The 17,055-nt window shown below is 55.2% G+C and carries 15 protein-coding genes and 6 tRNA genes; 8 read left to right on the forward strand and 13 right to left on the reverse strand.

What is annotated here, in order from left to right; all coding sequences use genetic code 11:
• Positions 1 to 2: 2 nt before the first annotated feature.
• From lepA to rpoE, 5 genes are all read right to left on the reverse strand, one after another.
• Positions 3 to 1,802: a translation elongation factor 4 gene (gene lepA, locus DDA898_RS15925; RefSeq protein WP_013319010.1), complete on the reverse strand. Its 1,800-nt coding sequence runs from the start codon at positions 1,800 to 1,802 to the stop codon at positions 3 to 5.
• 261 nt (positions 1,803 to 2,063) lie between these two features.
• Positions 2,064 to 2,534, reverse strand: a complete 471-nt coding sequence (rseC, locus tag DDA898_RS15930) for a SoxR-reducing system protein RseC (RefSeq protein WP_013319011.1) — start codon at positions 2,532 to 2,534, stop codon at positions 2,064 to 2,066.
• Entirely contained in the window at positions 2,531 to 3,481 is a 951-nt protein-coding gene (gene rseB / locus DDA898_RS15935) for a sigma-E factor regulatory protein RseB (protein ID WP_013319012.1), read from the reverse strand. The genes rseC and rseB overlap by 4 nt, the downstream gene beginning before the upstream one ends.
• Positions 3,481 to 4,146, reverse strand: a complete 666-nt coding sequence (gene rseA, locus DDA898_RS15940) for an anti-sigma-E factor RseA (protein WP_013319013.1) — start codon at positions 4,144 to 4,146, stop codon at positions 3,481 to 3,483. Before rseA ends, rseB begins: the two co-directional genes overlap by 1 nt.
• Positions 4,147 to 4,195: 49 nt before the next feature.
• Positions 4,196 to 4,771 carry an RNA polymerase sigma factor RpoE gene (gene rpoE / locus DDA898_RS15945; RefSeq protein WP_013319014.1) on the reverse strand — a complete coding sequence of 192 codons (576 nt, stop codon included), beginning with the start codon at positions 4,769 to 4,771 and terminating at the stop codon, positions 4,196 to 4,198.
• Between the two features lie 346 nt (positions 4,772 to 5,117).
• Between rpoE and nadB the strand changes: the two genes are divergently transcribed.
• Positions 5,118 to 6,719 (forward strand): L-aspartate oxidase, encoded by a 1,602-nt coding sequence (nadB, locus tag DDA898_RS15950; protein WP_038911706.1) that lies wholly within the window; start codon positions 5,118 to 5,120, stop codon positions 6,717 to 6,719.
• Between the two features lie 46 nt (positions 6,720 to 6,765).
• On the opposite strand, the gene trmN is transcribed toward nadB, so the two are convergent.
• Positions 6,766 to 7,509, reverse strand: a complete 744-nt coding sequence (gene trmN, locus DDA898_RS15955; protein ID WP_038911707.1) for a tRNA(1)(Val) (adenine(37)-N(6))-methyltransferase TrmN — start codon at positions 7,507 to 7,509, stop codon at positions 6,766 to 6,768.
• 134 nt (positions 7,510 to 7,643) lie between these two features.
• On the opposite strand from trmN, the gene srmB reads away from it, so the two are divergent.
• Entirely contained in the window at positions 7,644 to 8,996 is a 1,353-nt protein-coding gene (srmB, locus tag DDA898_RS15960) for an ATP-dependent RNA helicase SrmB (protein ID WP_013319018.1), read from the forward strand.
• 262 nt (positions 8,997 to 9,258) lie between these two features.
• On the opposite strand, the gene grcA is transcribed toward srmB, so the two are convergent.
• Positions 9,259 to 9,642 (reverse strand): autonomous glycyl radical cofactor GrcA, encoded by a 384-nt coding sequence (grcA, locus tag DDA898_RS15965; RefSeq protein WP_013319019.1) that lies wholly within the window; start codon positions 9,640 to 9,642, stop codon positions 9,259 to 9,261.
• A gap of 443 nt (positions 9,643 to 10,085) precedes the next feature.
• Here grcA and ung point away from each other — a divergent pair, with 443 nt between their 5' ends.
• The gene (gene ung / locus DDA898_RS15970; protein WP_038901827.1) at positions 10,086 to 10,772 is read left to right on the forward strand and encodes a uracil-DNA glycosylase; all 687 of its coding nucleotides are present in this window, start codon (positions 10,086 to 10,088) and stop codon (positions 10,770 to 10,772) included.
• A gap of 134 nt (positions 10,773 to 10,906) precedes the next feature.
• On the opposite strand, the gene DDA898_RS15975 is transcribed toward ung, so the two are convergent.
• The 3 genes from DDA898_RS15975 to gltX form a co-directional block, all read right to left on the reverse strand.
• A tRNA-Ala gene (locus DDA898_RS15975) sits at positions 10,907 to 10,982 on the reverse strand.
• Between the two features lie 47 nt (positions 10,983 to 11,029).
• Positions 11,030 to 11,105, reverse strand: a tRNA-Ala gene (locus DDA898_RS15980).
• Between the two features lie 235 nt (positions 11,106 to 11,340).
• On the reverse strand, positions 11,341 to 12,756 hold the full coding sequence (gene gltX / locus DDA898_RS15985) for a glutamate--tRNA ligase (RefSeq protein WP_038911708.1): 1,416 nt from the start codon (positions 12,754 to 12,756) through the stop codon (positions 11,341 to 11,343).
• A gap of 318 nt (positions 12,757 to 13,074) precedes the next feature.
• Here gltX and DDA898_RS15990 point away from each other — a divergent pair.
• From DDA898_RS15990 to DDA898_RS16010, 5 genes are all read left to right on the forward strand, one after another.
• A tRNA-Val gene (locus DDA898_RS15990) sits at positions 13,075 to 13,150 on the forward strand.
• Between the two features lie 44 nt (positions 13,151 to 13,194).
• A tRNA-Val gene (locus tag DDA898_RS15995) sits at positions 13,195 to 13,270 on the forward strand.
• A 57-nt stretch (positions 13,271 to 13,327) separates the two neighbouring features.
• A tRNA-Val gene (locus DDA898_RS16000) sits at positions 13,328 to 13,403 on the forward strand.
• Between the two features lie 7 nt (positions 13,404 to 13,410).
• Positions 13,411 to 13,486, forward strand: a tRNA-Lys gene (locus tag DDA898_RS16005).
• Positions 13,487 to 13,801: 315 nt separating this feature from the next.
• Entirely contained in the window at positions 13,802 to 14,236 is a 435-nt protein-coding gene (locus DDA898_RS16010) for a DoxX family protein (protein WP_013319023.1), read from the forward strand.
• A gap of 48 nt (positions 14,237 to 14,284) precedes the next feature.
• Here DDA898_RS16010 and DDA898_RS16015 read toward each other — a convergent pair whose 3' ends face one another.
• From DDA898_RS16015 to cysT, 3 genes are read right to left on the reverse strand one after another with little or no spacing between them, the layout of a single operon-like run.
• The gene (locus DDA898_RS16015) at positions 14,285 to 15,277 is read right to left on the reverse strand and encodes a sulfate/molybdate ABC transporter ATP-binding protein (protein WP_038911709.1); all 993 of its coding nucleotides are present in this window, start codon (positions 15,275 to 15,277) and stop codon (positions 14,285 to 14,287) included.
• Complete coding sequence (gene cysW, locus DDA898_RS16020; RefSeq protein WP_013319025.1) at positions 15,267 to 16,151, reverse strand: sulfate ABC transporter permease subunit CysW; 885 nt, start codon at positions 16,149 to 16,151, stop codon at positions 15,267 to 15,269. The genes DDA898_RS16015 and cysW overlap by 11 nt, the downstream gene beginning before the upstream one ends.
• A gap of 9 nt (positions 16,152 to 16,160) precedes the next feature.
• Complete coding sequence (cysT, locus tag DDA898_RS16025; protein ID WP_038911710.1) at positions 16,161 to 16,973, reverse strand: sulfate ABC transporter permease subunit CysT; 813 nt, start codon at positions 16,971 to 16,973, stop codon at positions 16,161 to 16,163.
• Between the last annotated feature and the right edge of the window lie 82 nt (positions 16,974 to 17,055).

Below are 17,055 nucleotides of genomic sequence, written 5' to 3' on the forward strand. Positions count from 1 at the left end.
GTTTATTTGCTTTCTTTTCCAACATGCAGAATGGCCAAAAACGCTTCCTGCGGCAGCTCGACGTTCCCCACCTGCTTCATGCGTTTCTTCCCTTCCTTCTGTTTCTGCAACAGTTTCTTCTTACGGCTGACGTCGCCGCCGTAACACTTCGCCAGAACGTTCTTACGCAGCTGTTTAACGGTAGAGCGAGCAATAATATGGTTGCCGATCGCCGCCTGAATCGCGATGTCGAACTGCTGACGCGGGATCAGGTCTTTCATTTTTTCCACCAGCTCGCGGCCGCGATACATCGAGTTATCACGGTGAGTGATCAACGCCAGCGCGTCCACACGTTCGCTGTTGATCAGCACGTCCACACGCACCATGTCCGATGCCTGGAAGCGCTTAAAGCCGTAATCCAGCGATGCATAGCCACGGGAAGTGGACTTGAGACGGTCGAAGAAGTCGAGCACCACTTCCGCCATCGGAATTTCATAAGTCAGCGCCACCTGATTGCCGTGATAGACCATGTTGGTCTGCACGCCGCGTTTTTCCACGCACAGGGTGATCACGTTGCCCAGATATTCCTGCGGCAGCAGCATGTGGCACTCGGCAATCGGCTCGCGCAGTTCTTCGATGTTATTGACCGGCGGCAGTTTGGACGGGCTGTCGACATAGATCACCTCGTTGCCGGTGGTTTTCACCTCGTACACCACCGTCGGCGCGGTCGTGATCAGATCGAGATCGTATTCACGTTCCAGACGCTCCTGAATGATCTCCATGTGCAGCAGACCAAGGAAACCGCAGCGGAAACCGAAGCCCAGCGCCGTGGAACTTTCCGGTTCGTAAAACAGCGACGCATCGTTCAGGCTGAGTTTACCCAGCGCATCGCGGAAAGCTTCATAGTCGTCGGAGCTGATCGGGAACAGACCGGCGTACACCTGCGGTTTGACCTTTTTAAAGCCCGGCAACGGCTTTTCAGCCGGTTTACGCGCCAGCGTCAGGGTATCGCCCACCGGCGCGCCCAGAATGTCTTTAATGGCGCACACCAGCCAGCCCACTTCGCCGCACTGCAGCGCGTCGCGATCCACCTGCTTGGGCGTGAAAATCCCGAGACGTTCGGCGTTGTACACCTGGCCGGTGCTCATCACCTTAACTTTATCGCCTTTGCGCAGCGTACCGTTCTTGATACGGATCAGCGACACAACGCCCAGATAGTTGTCGAACCATGAGTCGATGATTAGCGCCTGCAACGGTGCGTCAGGATCGCCTTCCGGCGACGGAATCTCACGCACCAGACGCTCCAGCACGTCCGGTACGCCTACGCCGGTCTTGGCGGAACAGCGCACCGCGTCGGTAGCATCAATCCCTACGATATCTTCGATTTCCTGGCTGACGCGATCCGGATCCGCGGCCGGCAGGTCAATCTTGTTCAGTACCGGCACCACTTCCAGATCCATTTCGAGCGCGGTGTAGCAGTTAGCCAGCGTTTGCGCTTCAACCCCCTGCCCGGCATCCACCACCAGCAGCGCCCCTTCGCAGGCGGCCAGCGAGCGGGAAACCTCATAGGAAAAGTCAACGTGACCCGGGGTATCGATAAAATTCAGTTGATAGGTTTCGCCGTCAGAGGCTTTGTAATCCAGCGTCACACTCTGAGCCTTGATGGTAATACCGCGCTCGCGCTCCAGATCCATGGAGTCCAGCACTTGCGCCTCCATTTCACGTTCGGACAAGCCACCACAAATTTGAATGATGCGGTCAGAGAGCGTCGACTTACCGTGGTCGATGTGAGCAATAATGGAGAAATTTCGTATATGCTTCATTATAAAAGTTTTTCTACCTTGGTATTTCTGAAATTCTTGCCGAACGGCACGCGCAAAGTGATGACAGCCATAGCCACTGTCATATACCTGAATCGCAGCATTCTACATGCCAGACGATGGAAAACCTAGTCATGGCGCATCGAATCAATTTCTTGATTATGGCAAGGTTGCGAATGAGAAGATGAAAGCAGAGGTAAAAAGTCATTAAAAGCGAAAAATCGGGAGACGGACAGGCCGACCAGCCTGCAAACCGCCTGCGTTTCAGCGCCCTGGCGTCACATCGGTACGCAGCAGACTTTCGGGCAAAGAAACCTGCAGAATCACCGGCTGATAGCGCTGATTATTGCCGATTTTCGCCGATAAATGCTTTACAGCAACGAAACTCACCGCCACACCGGCAAATGCCCCCGCCACGGTCGCCGGTTCGCTGCCCAGCCAGTATTGCATCAGGGCGGCGCCCAGCATCAGCCCCAGCAACGGTAACAGGTAGACCAGCATCGCCGAACGCAACAGGCTTGACTCCGCCAGGCCGATCTCCACCCGCTGGCCGGGAAGCAACGGCTGCGAATACGGTACGGTCAATTGATGCGTCGCCGCCGCACCAATCTGGTTCAGCACGCCGGTGCCGCAGGACGAGCGAGACTGACAGCTCTGGCAGCCGGAACGCTGTTCACAATGCAACACAGCGGTGCCGGCCTGCCATGAAACCACCGTTGCCCATTCTTTAATCATGGTTGCGCCTTGAAGATCACGTTATCCGCGACGCGTTTGGCTGTCGCCAGCGGCAGTTCGCCAATCACCGTGATTTCCCGGTTATCCCGCACTTCGGTATGGATGGTTCTACGGCCCAGCGACGCATTCTGGTCGGGATGACTCTCCCCGGCCGGGCTGATATTGACGGAAAAACTGAACAACCCATCGCTGTAAAGACGCGACTCCGCCAGACCGGTAACCCCCGGTAACGGCCGCTGACTGCGTGACACTTCCTCTACGCCAACCGGCAGCCACTCCGTCACCCAGTTGAAATTAGCGGTCGACGTGGTGGGAATGCTAAGCAGCGGCGGCTGACTGGCCTTATCCATCGGTTTCATGGCAAGCTGCACAGTCTTATCCACCGTGATGGAAATAGCCCGGTACTGGTCAAGCAGTTCGCCATTCTGATCAAGCAGATCAACCCGCAACGGCAAACGCGACTCCGCATCAAGACAGACGATATAACTGAAACGGGTGCCGTCCCGGGAGACGATTCTCACCACATCGCCCTGGCGATCCGCCAGACGAATACGGCCGGTAGGGATAAAATCGTAATAAGCGGACAGCCGTTCCACATTGGCGAAAATCAAGGCCGGCAACGAGTCGACAATATGGTCGCCCGATAGGGTAAACGGTTCGGCATCCGCTTCGAAATAGCTGATGTCGCTGCCGCGCTGAATCACTTCACGCTTCGGCCCGTCCAGATGGATCAATTCGGCCAGCGTCTCGCCATTTTGCACCGTATGACGGTAGCGTAATGACTCAATGCCCTGCCGGGAAACGCTGATGTAGTAAATCTCGTAGTTCAGTGATCGGCTGGCGCTGCTCATCTGCTGCAACAACGCCCCGGAATCGCTTGCCGGGGCGAGGGAGGAATAAGACAGGCTGCCCAACAATATGCATGCGGCAAACCAAGAGCGCTTCATTACTGCGGTTGAATTCCTAATGACTGAGTACCAGGTACCTGTACGGCGGCTTGCTGTCGACTCCCCTGCTGTTGCAGTTGGAGCTGGTCGGAATGCACGCGGCGTTGCAGTTCATAATCCTGCAGCAGCGCATTGATGCGCTCATGCTGCGCCTGCATCTGACGCTGCCCGGTATGCGCCACGCTGTTCTCGGCCGGCACGCTCAGGCTGACCGGAGAAGCTGAGCCGCCCATCACAGGCAGCGTGCTGAGCGCCGGCGCCGTTTCCGCCACGCTGTCACTCATCGCATTGTTTTGCTGGTAATGCTGCACACCGACAATCACCGCCAGTGAAACACAAGCCGCCACGCCAATCTGCGTCAGATGGCTGGCCAGAGGACGAACCTTGTGCCAGAACGGCAACGCCTGCCAGGTGCGGGGATGAGGCTGGGATTCCGGCACCGCCTTCGGGTTGAACTGCACCGGTTCCTGTTCGAGGGCGGCGGCCACCCGAGCGGCAATATCAATATTCATCAGCGTTTCGCTGACATCGCCCCGCAGAGTGTCACGCACCAGGTGATAGCGCTGCCAGCTTTGCTGCAACTTGTCGTCTTTCGACAAGGCGCCCAGCAGCGCACTGTCCACTGCCTCACCATCCATTAAAGCGGAAAGTTTTTCTTTCTGCATAACTTCACCTTACCTTGTCAAACCCGTCATGAGTAACGTTAAGAACAAGCTAACGCTGAATAAGCGGTTGCACTTTATTATCAATCGCTTCCCGTGCGCGGAATATACGCGAGCGGACAGTGCCGACCGGGCAATCCATGATGGCGGCAATTTCCTCATAGCTCAGCCCATCCAGTTCACGCAGCGTAATTGCCAGACGCAAGTCCTCAGGCAATGATTCGATAGTATGGAAAACGATCCGTCGTAATTCCTCAGACAACATTAAGTTCTCAGGGTTCGATATTTCTTTCAACGCGCTGGCATTTTCGTAATTTTCCGCGTCGTTGGCATCCACATCGCTAGACGGCGGACGCCGCCCCTGAGCCACCAGATAATTCTTCGCCGTGTTGACGGCAATACGATATAGCCAGGTGTAAAAGGCACTCTCGCCACGAAACGATTCCAGCGCGCGATAGGCTTTGATAAACGACTCCTGCGCTACATCGGGCACGTCCCCGGCGGGAACGTAACGCGATACCAGGCTCGCCACTTTATGCTGATAACGGACGACCAGTAAGTTAAACGCTTTTCTGTCGCCTTTCTGGACCCGCTCAACCAGCACCTGATCCGCTAACTGCTCGCTCATCCGAGATCATGTCTCCCCAAAACCGTGTCGCCACGCCTAAGTCACGTACTGCCAGCTATATATCCGAAATCGAGCAAGCACCGGGTTGGAGTCTTTTTACGTCATAAAGTTCCGTTGCATGAAGCATTTTTGCATCCTGCCGCATACCACCGTGCCGCTCTCCGGGGTTTTATTCTGATCGCTGCCCCGTACAACCGTAAAAATCATACGTCAAAAGCCTGCTGCTGGCACCCCGTTCTACTATTCCGCATCAACCTTGTTTAATTTACAAAACAAAAAAATGCATTTCAGATAAATATCATGCTAAATTCAAAAATACGGTTTTATAAATTAAACAAAAACTATTATGTCGTCTATCAAAGACTACCATTGTGATGTGCTGATCATCGGCAGCGGCGCCGCCGGGTTATCACTGGCGCTGCGTCTGGCGCCTCATGCCCGTGTGATGGTGCTCAGCAAAGGGCCGCTAAGCGAAAGCGCCACCTTTTACGCCCAAGGCGGGATAGCGGCTGTGTTCGATGAAACCGATAGCGTCGATGCCCACATCGAAGATACCCTGATTGCCGGCGACGGCCTGTGTGACCGGGAAGCGGTATCGTTTATTGCCCGTAACGCCCGTCATTGCGTGCAATGGTTGATCGATCAGGGCGTTCGGTTCGACACCGAAACCGCGCCGCACGGCGAAGCGCGCTATCATCTGACGCGTGAAGGCGGCCATAGCCATCGCCGTATCCTGCACGCGGCGGACGCTACCGGCAAAGCGGTGGAAACCACATTGGTCAGCCAGGTAAGACAGCATCCCAATATCTTATTGCTGGAACGTTGCAATGCGGTGGATTTGATCACCTCCAGCAAACTTGGCCTGCCCGGCCACAAACGGGTGGTAGGAGCTTACCTGTGGAACAGGGAAAAAGAGCATGTCGAATCGTGCCGCGCCAAAGCCGTCGTGCTCGCCACCGGCGGCGCGTCCAAGGTCTACCAGTACACCACCAACCCCGACATCTCTTCCGGCGACGGCATCGCCATGGCCTGGCGCGCCGGCTGCCGGGTGGCGAACATGGAATTCAACCAGTTTCATCCCACCTGTCTGTACCACCCGCAGGCCCGCAATTTTTTGCTGACCGAAGCGCTACGCGGCGAAGGCGCCTGGCTGACGCGCCCGGACGGTAGCCGTTTTATGCCGGCCTTTGATAAACGCGCGGAACTGGCGCCGCGGGATATCGTCGCCCGGGCGATAGACCACGAAATGAAACGACTGGGCGCGGACTGTATGTATCTGGACATCAGTCACAAACCGGCGGACTTCATCACGCAGCATTTTCCCACTATCCATGAAAAACTGCTGTCGCTGGGTCTTGATCTGACCCGCGAGCCGATTCCCGTCGTCCCCGCCGCCCACTACACCTGCGGCGGCGTGGTGGTTGACCAACAGGGACGCACCGACCTGGACGGTCTATACGCGATTGGCGAAGTCAGCTATACCGGCCTGCATGGCGCCAACCGCATGGCGTCCAACTCGCTGCTGGAGTGTCTGGTGTATGGCTGGTCCGCCGCCGGGGACATTCTGCAGCATTTGCCGGAGAAAGCGCTGGTGGAATCGTTACCGCGCTGGGACGAGAGTCAAGTGGAAAACTCGGACGAAAGAGTCGTAATTCAGCACAACTGGCACGAGTTACGGCTATTGATGTGGGATTACGTCGGCATTGTGCGCACGACGAAGAGACTGGAACGCGCGCAGCGGCGTATCTCGCTGCTACAGCAGGAAATCAGCGAGTATTATGCCCATTTCCGTCTTTCCAACAATCTGCTGGAGTTACGCAATCTGGTTCAGGTGGCGGAATTGATTGTACGCTGCGCGCTGGCGCGTAAAGAGAGCCGCGGGTTGCACTACACGCTCGATTATCCGCAACAGGCGGAAAAAGCGCATCCTACCATCCTGCATCCCTGACCACGAATGCCGGGCGCACGCCCGGCAAGCGACATCAACACACCCTTCACATCGACAAATAGAAATCCCGCGCCAGCGCCTGAAACGACGCCGAATACTGACGGTTATCGTCACGGATGATTAACGACGTCCGGTCAAGCATCGCGGGCTGTCGCCCCAACGACAACAGCACCCGGTTTACCGGCCGGGCCGAATTATCCGCGACGTCAACCCTGGCATCGGCATGCCACGCCAGCTGCTGCGCCAGCTTCAGAAAGACATCCGCCGCCTGTACCGGCAACACTACGCAAAACCGCCCGTCCGGCGTCAGCAACCGGCTGGCGCAATCCAACAACGTCTCATGAGTCAGCGTGGCGGTATACCGCGCCTGTGCGCGTTGAGCTGAGGCACAGTCGACACCGGGGGTAAAATAAGGCGGATTACTGACAATCAGGGAATAACGCGAGGCGACGGCGCGGGCATAGGCCAGAATATCAATCTGATGAATCCGGATACTGTCGGCCCAGGGCGACGCCGCCGCATTGCCTGCCGCCTGCTCGCTGGCGGCGACATCCAGCTCGACACCATCCACCGGAATTCGCCCGCCGCTGCGTTGCGCCAGCATCAGAGCAATCAGGCCGGAGCCGCAGCCGATATCCAGAATCCGCGATTCCTCCCGCAACGGCGCCCACGCGCCCAACAGCACGCCATCGGTGCCGACTTTCATCGCACAGCGGTCGTGCGCCACAAAAAATTGTTTGAAGGTAAAACCACCCGCGCGCAATGCCGGTGTATGCTGCAAAGAAGTCATTGTTGTGCCATTTATTGCCAAACCAGGGTTAGCATAGGAGAAACGCCAGTCTGGGAAAAGTGGTCAATACCGCTTAAACAGATGAACAACCCCGCCAATGCGTCTATAATCAGCGCCCCGAACAGAGGTAGACCATGACTGCGACCAATTTTTCCGAGTTTGATCTTGACGATAGCCTGCTTGACGCCCTGCGCGACATGGGCTTCAGCCGCCCGACCGCCATTCAGGCCGAGGCTATTCCCCCAGCGATGGAAGGACGGGACGTTCTGGGCTCTGCACCGACCGGAACCGGTAAAACCGCGGCTTATCTGCTGCCGGTTTTGCAGCACCTGCTGGACTTTCCGCGTAAGAAATCCGGCCCACCGCGTATCCTGATTCTGACCCCGACCCGGGAACTGGCGATGCAGGTAGCGGATCAGGCTCGGGCGATGGCCGCCCACACCCATCTGGACATTGCCACCATCACCGGCGGCGTGGCTTACATGAATCACGCCGAAGTGTTCAGCGAAAATCAGGATGTGGTCGTCGCCACCACCGGTCGTCTGTTGCAGTACATCAAAGAAGAAAATTTTGATTGCCGCGCGGTGGAAACCCTGATTCTGGATGAAGCCGACCGCATGCTGGACATGGGCTTCGCTCAGGACATCGAGCATATCGCCGGAGAAACCCGCTGGCGTAAGCAGACCATGCTGTTCTCCGCCACCCTGGAAGGCGACGCCATTCAGGATTTCGCCGAACGTCTGCTGAACGACCCTATCGAAGTGGAAGCAGAACCGTCACGGCGCGAACGCAAAAAAATCCTGCAGTGGTACTACCGTGCCGACGATGTTCAGCACAAGACCGCCCTACTGAGTCACCTGCTCAAACAGCCGGACGTAACCCGTTCGATCGTGTTCGTACGTAAGCGCGAGCGGGTGCATGAGCTGGTGGACTGGCTGCGGTCGGCAGGCATTGAGTCCTGCTATCTGGAAGGGGAAATGGTGCAGGCCAAACGCAACGAAGCCATCAAGCGGTTGAGCGAAGGCCGGGTAAAGGTGTTGGTCGCTACCGACGTCGCTGCGCGCGGGCTGGATATTCTGGACGTCAGCCACGTGTTCAACTTTGATTTGCCTCGCACTTCAGACGTTTACCTGCACCGTATCGGACGTACCGGCCGCGCCGGCCGTAAAGGTTGCGCCATCTCGCTGGTGGAAGCGCATGACTACCTGCTGCTGGAGAAGATCGGCCGTTATCTGAATGAACCGCTAAAAGCGCGCGTAGTCGATGAACTGCGCCCAGCCACCCGGGCGCCTAGCCCCAAGACCACCGGCAAGCCGTCTAAAAAAGTGCTGGCCAAGCGCAAAGAGCTGAAGCAGAAAGAGAAAGAAAAACAGAAAGCGAAGGTCAAAGTACGCCATCGCGACAGCAAAAATATCGGTAAACGCCGCCAGCCCAGCGCCAAAGCGCCGGCGGAGACGCAGAAAGAAAAACCGGCGGATAACAGCTGAATCTGATCTACTGATACGAAGAAGGGAGCCAATCGGCTCCCTTCACATTCGCGGTAACGCTCGCCTTCTGACGTATCACATCGCTCCCGCTGGTAAGAAGCACACGCCCTTTCATTCAAAGCATATTCCCCTTCTTCAGGATCAATCCGCACTGCGCCCTCATCCTGCAATACCGGAACTCACGCCCCATAAAAAAATAATGCCGGACACCTTAGGTGACCGGCATTGACCAGACGGTAGTCTTTTTTTTACCGACGCGCGCTTACAGGCTTTCGGTAAATGTACGGGTGATCACGTCGCGCTGCTGTTCCGGCGTCAGCGAGTTGAAACGCACGGCATAGCCGGACACACGGATGGTCAGCTGCGGGTATTTTTCCGGATGTTTAACCGCGTCTTCCAGCGTTTCACGGCGCAGCACGTTTACGTTCAGATGCTGACCGCCTTCGATACGTACTTCCGGTTTGATTTCCAGCGGCACTTCACGATATTCGAACTGACCCAAATCGCTGACGGCAACGATCTGATCTTCGCTGAAATCGGATTTGGCACATACGCAACGCGCCTGAGATTTCTCTTCATCCAGCAGCCAGAAAGAGTTAACCAGGGCATTGTTATTTGCTTTGGTGATTTGAATACCTGTAACCATTATTGCCTCCGTTAAGCGGCGTCTTATTGAACCGAATACAAAATCCACGGCCGGTAACAAATCGCCAACGACATTAACGCCAGCGCAAAACCAACCGAATCTGGTTACCTGTATACCAGTCCTTTCTCAGCCACTCTTTGATATAAGTCAATTTTAACCGGGCGTAACTTGGTACGAAATCCATAATCATTTGTTTTATATCAATTTACACCAAAAACACCAATGCAATTATTTTTGTAAATTTTAAAAAAAATCAGCAAAAGGCGATTCACCACCAGCCGAACGCGGTTAATGGTTTTCCCTGTCCGGCTTTGACGGTAAGCTTACCCATCAGGACCGACTAATCAGGCTGCGCTTTCGCCAGATGATGTTCCGGCAGCCCGTTAGCGCATTGAACTCACTACAGTATTGAACTCACTACTGTATTAAACAAAGAGCCTCTCATGACCACTTCCCTGACCTGGCACGACGTGCTGGCCCAAGAGAAAGAACTACCCTATTTCGTCAATACGTTGTCGTTCGTTCATCAGGAACGTACAGCAGGCAAGGTGATCTATCCGCCGCAGAAAGACGTCTTCAACGCTTTTCGTTTTACTGAGTTTCACGCTGTCAAAGTAGTGATTCTGGGGCAGGACCCGTATCACGGCCCGAATCAGGCGCATGGACTGTCGTTTTCGGTTCGCCCGGGCGTGCCGGCGCCGCCGTCGCTGGTCAATATCTACAAAGAACTGGCTAACGATATTCCCGGATTTGAAATTCCTTCCCACGGTTTTTTGCAGAGCTGGGCGCAGCAGGGCGTGATGTTACTCAATACCGTACTGACGGTAGAAGCCGGCAAAGCGCATTCGCACGCCAATCTGGGCTGGGAAACTTTCACCGACAAGGTGATCGAAAAGCTGAACACGCACCGGGAAGGAATTGTATTTCTGCTGTGGGGTTCACACGCGCAAAAGAAAGGCAGCATTATTGATACGCAGCGGCATCATGTGCTGAAAGCGCCGCACCCCTCGCCATTATCTGCCCACCGCGGTTTTTTGGGATGCCACCATTTCTCCAGAACCAATCAGTTGCTGGAACAACAGGGCGATACGCCGATCGACTGGACACCCCGCTTGCCGGAAAACGCCTAACAGGGAACGTCATTGTCTTTGCTGGTCAGAGACAATGACCGTAAATTTAGGGTGAAATCAGGGAACGAAAGTCGGAAATAATCGAATCGTCAGAGAATCAGAGAAATAAAAAGGAGAATACTGCGAAATGAATTTGGTGGAGCTAAGCGGGATCGAACCGCTGACCTCTTGCATGCCATGCAAGCGCTCTCCCAGCTGAGCTATAGCCCCACACCAGATTATACCGTCAAAAACCAAATCTTTATGGGAGGAAGATTTGGTGGAGCTAAGCGGGATCGAACCGCTGACCTCTTGCATGCCATGCAAGCGCTCTCCCAGCTGAGCTATAGCCCCGTATCGACACTGTATCGTGTGAACGGGTCGCATGATATGCAACGCCCCCAACCCTGTCAACGCCAAAATCCATTTATCCGATCAACCGCTGAAAAAGCCGTCAAAGTAGGGCGAGAATGGCATCTTACGGGAAAATCCCCCTGCTTTACGGCGTAAAAAACACCGCTAATCAAGCCCAAACCAAAAGACCCTGGCAAGCCAGGGTCTTCGTTAACGGCAGGCTTGTTCGAAGCGATTACTGCTGGGCTTCACGCTCGCTGATAAACGCCAGTGCCCGATCGATGCGCGCCAGCGTACGCGACTGACCAATAGCATGCACCGTCACATCAACGCCTGGAGACTGACCGGCGCCGGTTACCGCCACACGCAGCGGCATCCCGACTTTACCCATCCCTTGCTGCAGTTCGTCAGCAGTACCCTGAATAGCATGATGAATATTTTCCGGTGTCCAGTCGGTGATAGCCGCCAGTTTGCTGCGCACCAGTTCCAGCGGATGACGCGCCACCGGACGCAGGTGTTTCTTCGCCGCATCGGCGTCAAACTCGGCGAACTCTTCATAGAAGTAGCGGCAGGACTCGGCGATTTCTTTCAACGTCTTGCAGCGTTCGCCCAGCAACGTCACCAGTTCGCTCAACTGCGGGCCAGTACGGGTATCAATACCCGCCTGTTCGATATGCCAGGACAGGTGGGTCGCCACATATTCCGGCGGCAGGTGATTAATGTAGTGGTGGTTCAGCCACTGCAGCTTCTCGGTATTGAACGCGCTGGCGGATTTGCTGACGGCATCCAGCGAGAACAGCTGTTTCATCTCATCAATAGAGAAGATTTCCTGATCGCCGTGAGCCCATCCCAGCCGCACCAGATAGTTGAGCAATGCTTCCGGCAGATAGCCGTCATCACGATACTGCATCACACCTACCGCGCCGTGACGCTTGGACAGTTTCTTGCCGTCATCGCCCAGGATCATGGAAACGTGCGCGTATTCCGGCACCGGCGCGCCCAGCGCTTTAAGAATATTGATCTGCCGCGGCGTGTTGTTGATGTGGTCTTCGCCGCGAATAACGTGGGTGATGCCCATATCCCAGTCATCGATCACCACGCAGAAGTTATAGGTCGGCGAACCGTCGGTACGGCGGATGATCAGGTCATCCAGTTCAAGGTTGCTGAATTCGATAGGACCACGGATACGATCATCAAAGATCACCGAACCGTCTTGCGGGTTACGGAAACGCACCACATGCGGTTCATCATCCGCGTGATGTTCGTGAGAGTCACGGCAGCAACCGTCATAACGCGGCTTTTCGCCATCAGCCATCTGCTGCTCACGCAGGGCTTCCAGACGCGCTTTGGAACAATAACATTTATACGCCGTGCCATTTTCCAGCATCTGGTCAATAACCGCGTTGTAGCGATCAAAACGTTTGGTCTGATAGTACGGGCCTTCATCCCAGCCCAGATTCAACCAGTTCATGCCGTCCATAATGGCGTCAATCGCCTCTTTGGTCGAACGCTCCAGATCGGTATCTTCAATGCGCAGAACAAACTCGCCGCCATGATGGCGGGCGAACAACCAGGAATACAGTGCGGTACGGGCACCGCCAACATGAAGATAGCCAGTCGGGCTGGGCGCAAAGCGGGTTTTGATTTTCATTGGGATTACGGCCTTCATTAGACAGCAACGGTCGGTCAACACCAACCAGGATTCCGGACTGTGCCCCGCCATCAAGGGTGAGCGCCGTCAGCGCGCGGCACAGCCTGCTTAAAGTGGGCAATATTCTATCACTCCCCCCCGATTCCTCAACGCCATAACCGCGTCGACTCAGGCCTAACTCCGGTAAAATGCGCAGGGATTCAACGATAACGCCCATAAATACGGCACATCGACTAATTTTACAACGAACGACTATTTTCGTTTTAAAAAGCGTTGACTCATATTCAAGGATCCCTATAATGCGACTCCACACAGCGGGGGTGATTAGCTCAGCTGGGAGAGCACCTCCCTTACAAGGAGGGGGTCGGCGGTTCGATCCCGTCATCACCCACCACTCTTTAGAGTGCCGCGCTGTGTGAAGTAAGAAGAATTGAGATTGGGTGATTAGCTCAGCTGGGAGAGCACCTCCCTTACAAGGAGGGGGTCGGCGGTTCGATCCCGTCATCACCCACCATTCTCATACCAGCTGTCTTCTTACGAAAATGAAATACAGAAATTGAAGTACAGAAGTGGGTGATTAGCTCAGCTGGGAGAGCACCTCCCTTACAAGGAGGGGGTCGGCGGTTCGATCCCGTCATCACCCACCACTTCTGCGGGTCGTTAGCTCAGTCGGTAGAGCAGTTGACTTTTAATCAATTGGTCGCAGGTTCGAATCCTGCACGACCCACCAATTACTCAGACCAGTTCGGTCATTTCCTTAAGAATCATGAGACTGTGTGCGCTATCGCGCAGGGTAACTCCTGATTTCTCGCGCCGTTTTTTACGTTCTATTCTCGTTATCTCCAGATTGTCTTCTCGTTAAACGCAACACGCTTTTCGTGGTTAAACACTTATCAAACCTTATCTGCTTTCTCCAATGTTCAAAAATCCGCCATGCATCACGCAAATTTTTTGATAAGGAACGTCAAATGTATTGGTTTTTTATTCCGTCGCCAAACAACGACACTAACATCGTAATAAAACGTATTCTTATAAGGGTAAGACGATGATAGCTAAAGCCAATAAATTCTTTACCGGTTTAACCGACCATCCTGATGGCGGCAAACTGTTGTTGCGTTTGACCGTCGGTATTCTGCTGCTGTTCCACGGCGTCGCGAAAATCGAAAACGGCGTGGGTTGGATCGCCGGCATGCTGGCGCAACACGGCCTGCCTGGGTTTATCGCCTACGGCGCTTACATCGGCGAAGTACTGGCCCCGATCCTGATTATTCTCGGCGTGCTAACCCGTATTTCTGCCGCAGTAGTGGCATTTAACCTGCTGGTCGCGACACTGCTGGTCACCATGGGCAAATTATTCACCATCACCAATGTGGGCGCATGGGGACTGGAAGGGGAAGCATTCTATTTCCTGTGCAGTCTGGTGATTGTGCTGGTGGGTAGCGGCCGTTACTCCGTGGTTTCTAACGAAGACTACCGGTAATATCCGCGTACGCTTGAAGAAAACGCCCTTACGGGCGTTTTTTTATGGTCAGATTTCCCAATCGTGGTTATAGCGTTTCGGCTTGAATTGCACCACATCGCCGCGATGCAACCCGGTCAACACCTCGTCATCATGCGCCACTTCCGCTTCGATCAGTTCATTGTTGCCATCAACCTTCAGCACCAGCCGCGTCAACGCGCCCAGCGGGCGGATATCCTTGACCACCACCGGCTGGAAGTCAGCCTGCGTCTGTTTCGACAGCGTCACCTCGTGCGGGCGGAACTGAATAGTCTGATCATGGCCGGCCAGTTTCAATCGATTGCTGTCCCCCAGGAAGTTATAGACAAACTCGGTGGCCGGGCGGTTATATACCTCATCAGGCGTACCGATCTGCTCGATGACGCCTTTGTTCATCAATACGATGCGGTCCGCCACTTCCATCGCTTCTTCCTGATCATGGGTGACAAACACCGACGTCAGATTAATGTCTTCATGCAGGCGCGACAGCCAGCGGCGCAGTTCCTTACGCACCTTGGCGTCCAGCGCGCCGAACGGTTCGTCCAGCAGCAGAATGCGCGGCTCCACAATTAGCGCCCGCGCCAGCGCGATACGCTGGCGCTGACCACCGGATAACTGCTCCGGGTAGCGATCCGCCAGCCACTCCAGTTGCACCATGTTCAGCAATTCGCGCACCTTTTTTTCGATATCCCGCTTTGACGGCCGTATCGCTTTGGGTTTCATGCGTAGCCCGAACGCCACGTTATCGAACACCGTCATATGCCGGAACAGCGCATAGTGCTGGAAAACAAAGCCGACATGACGATCGCGCACATCATGCCCCGACACATCTTCGCCGTGGAAGACGATACTGCCGCTGTCCGGCGTTTCCAGACCGGCGATAATGCGCAACAGCGTGGTTTTGCCGCAGCCGGACGGCCCCAGCAGCGCCACCAGCTCACCGCTCTGGATCGATAAATTGATCTGATTGAGGGCCCGGAACTGACCAAACTGTTTGTTAACGTTGTGAACCTCAATGCTCATTACCGGCCAGCTCCTGTTGTTTCTCTTGTTGTTTCGACAAATGCGCTTCGCTCCACTGGCGCAGCAACAGCACCACCAGCGACATCACCAGCAGCAGAATCGCCACGCTGAACGCAGCGACGATGTTGTATTCGTTGTAAAGAATCTCAATATGCAGCGGCAAGGTATTGGTCAGACCACGAATATGACCGGACACCACCGACACGGCGCCAAACTCGCCCATCGCGCGGGCGGTGCACAACACCACGCCGTAAATCAGCGCCCATTTCACATTCGGCAATGTGATGTGCCAGAACATCTGCCAGCCGTTCGCGCCCAGCAATCTGGCCGCCTCTTCTTCCTGGCTGCCCTGTTGCTCCATCAGCGGAATCAGTTCACGCGCCACATACGGCAAGGTGACAAACATGGTCGCCAGCACGATGCCGGGTACGGCATAGACGATTTCCAGATTATGTTCGGTAAGGAACGGATACAGCTTGCTCTGGGCACCAAACAGCAACACATACATCAGGCCGGTTACCACCGGCGACACAGAGAACGGCAAGTCCAGTAATGCCAGAAGCAGCGATTTACCGCGGAATTCAAACTTGGTCACGCACCAGGCGATCGCCAGCCCGAATACCATATTCAGCGGCACTGAAATAACCGTCGCCAGTAGCGTCAGCTTGAGCGCGGACACTGCATCCGGTTCGGTGATCGCATTCCAGAATGCGCCAATGCCGTTATGCAATCCCTGGGTCACCACCATGATCAGCGGCAATACCAGAATCAATAAGAACACCGCCCACGCCAGCGTGGTGAGCACATAAAAGGCAACCGGGCGTTTAACGGAGGACGGACGCACCGCCACAGGCTCGGAAATACTGTGATCCATGCTCATCCTTTATAACTTCGATTGAATACGCCGTTGCAACAGGTTAATCAGCAACAGCATGATGAAAGAGACCACCAGCATGAACACGCCGATACCGGTCGCACCCTTGTAATCGTACTGGTCCAGTTTTGAAACAATCAGCAGCGGCAGAATTTCCGTCTTGAACGGGATGTTGCCGGCAATAAATACCACCGAACCATACTCCCCCACGCCACGGGCGAACGCCAGCGCAAAACCGGTAAGCCAGGCGGGCAGAATGGCCGGCAGCAGGACATGGCGAAAGGTCTGCCACGGGCTGGCGCCCAGACAGGCGGAAGCTTCTTCCACTTCTTTGGGAAAATCAGCCAACACCGGCTGCAGCGTGCGCACCACAAACGGCAGGGTGACAAAAATCAGCGCCAGCGTGATGCCAATCCCCGTGTAGGCGATACGGAAAGGAAACAGCGAACCAATCAGCCCATTCGGCGCATACAGCGACGTCAGCGCAATCCCCGCCACGGCGGTAGGCAAGGCAAACGGCATATCGATCATCGCGTCGATAATCTTCCTGCCGGGAAAGGTATAACGCACCAGCACCCAGGCCAGCAGCGTCCCCAGCACGCCGTTGACGAATGCCGCCGTCAGCGCGGAACCAAAGGATAATTGCAGGGAAAACAGTACCTGGCGACTGGTGATCAGTTCCCAGAACTGGGTCAGCGTCAGCTGGCTGGCGTACAGAAACATCGCCGCCAGCGGGATCAAGACAAGCAGCCCCAGATAGGTAAGGCTAAAGCCCAGCGTCAGACCAAATCCGGGAATGACCGGTGAAATACGTCGCGACATAACAAGCCTTTCAATGATGAAACACGGATTGCCGACTCAGGCAACCAACGTGGCAAAACCGCCCGATGGAGGCGGTTTTGAC

Origin of the sequence: Dickeya dadantii NCPPB 898 (assembly GCF_000406145.1) — a bacterium.
GTDB classification, from domain to species: Bacteria; Pseudomonadota; Gammaproteobacteria; order Enterobacterales; family Enterobacteriaceae; genus Dickeya; species Dickeya dadantii.

Coding starts and splice junctions, on each gene's coding strand:
- DDA898_RS16015 (WP_038911709.1), bottom strand. CDS start 15,277: ATGAGCATTGAGGTTCACAACGTTAACAAACAGTTTGGTCAGTTCCGG.
- rseA (WP_013319013.1), bottom strand. CDS start 4,146: ATGCAGAAAGAAAAACTTTCCGCTTTAATGGATGGTGAGGCAGTGGAC.
- cysW (WP_013319025.1), bottom strand. CDS start 16,151: ATGGATCACAGTATTTCCGAGCCTGTGGCGGTGCGTCCGTCCTCCGTT.
- cysT (WP_038911710.1), bottom strand. CDS start 16,973: ATGTCGCGACGTATTTCACCGGTCATTCCCGGATTTGGTCTGACGCTG.
- DDA898_RS16010 (WP_013319023.1), top strand. CDS start 13,802: ATGATAGCTAAAGCCAATAAATTCTTTACCGGTTTAACCGACCATCCT.
- grcA (WP_013319019.1), bottom strand. CDS start 9,642: ATGGTTACAGGTATTCAAATCACCAAAGCAAATAACAATGCCCTGGTT.
- rseC (WP_013319011.1), bottom strand. CDS start 2,534: ATGATTAAAGAATGGGCAACGGTGGTTTCATGGCAGGCCGGCACCGCT.
- ung (WP_038901827.1), top strand. CDS start 10,086: ATGACCACTTCCCTGACCTGGCACGACGTGCTGGCCCAAGAGAAAGAA.
- trmN (WP_038911707.1), bottom strand. CDS start 7,509: ATGACTTCTTTGCAGCATACACCGGCATTGCGCGCGGGTGGTTTTACC.
- lepA (WP_013319010.1), bottom strand. CDS start 1,802: ATGAAGCATATACGAAATTTCTCCATTATTGCTCACATCGACCACGGT.
- rpoE (WP_013319014.1), bottom strand. CDS start 4,771: ATGAGCGAGCAGTTAGCGGATCAGGTGCTGGTTGAGCGGGTCCAGAAA.
- gltX (WP_038911708.1), bottom strand. CDS start 12,756: ATGAAAATCAAAACCCGCTTTGCGCCCAGCCCGACTGGCTATCTTCAT.
- nadB (WP_038911706.1), top strand. CDS start 5,118: ATGTCGTCTATCAAAGACTACCATTGTGATGTGCTGATCATCGGCAGC.
- rseB (WP_013319012.1), bottom strand. CDS start 3,481: ATGAAGCGCTCTTGGTTTGCCGCATGCATATTGTTGGGCAGCCTGTCT.
- srmB (WP_013319018.1), top strand. CDS start 7,644: ATGACTGCGACCAATTTTTCCGAGTTTGATCTTGACGATAGCCTGCTT.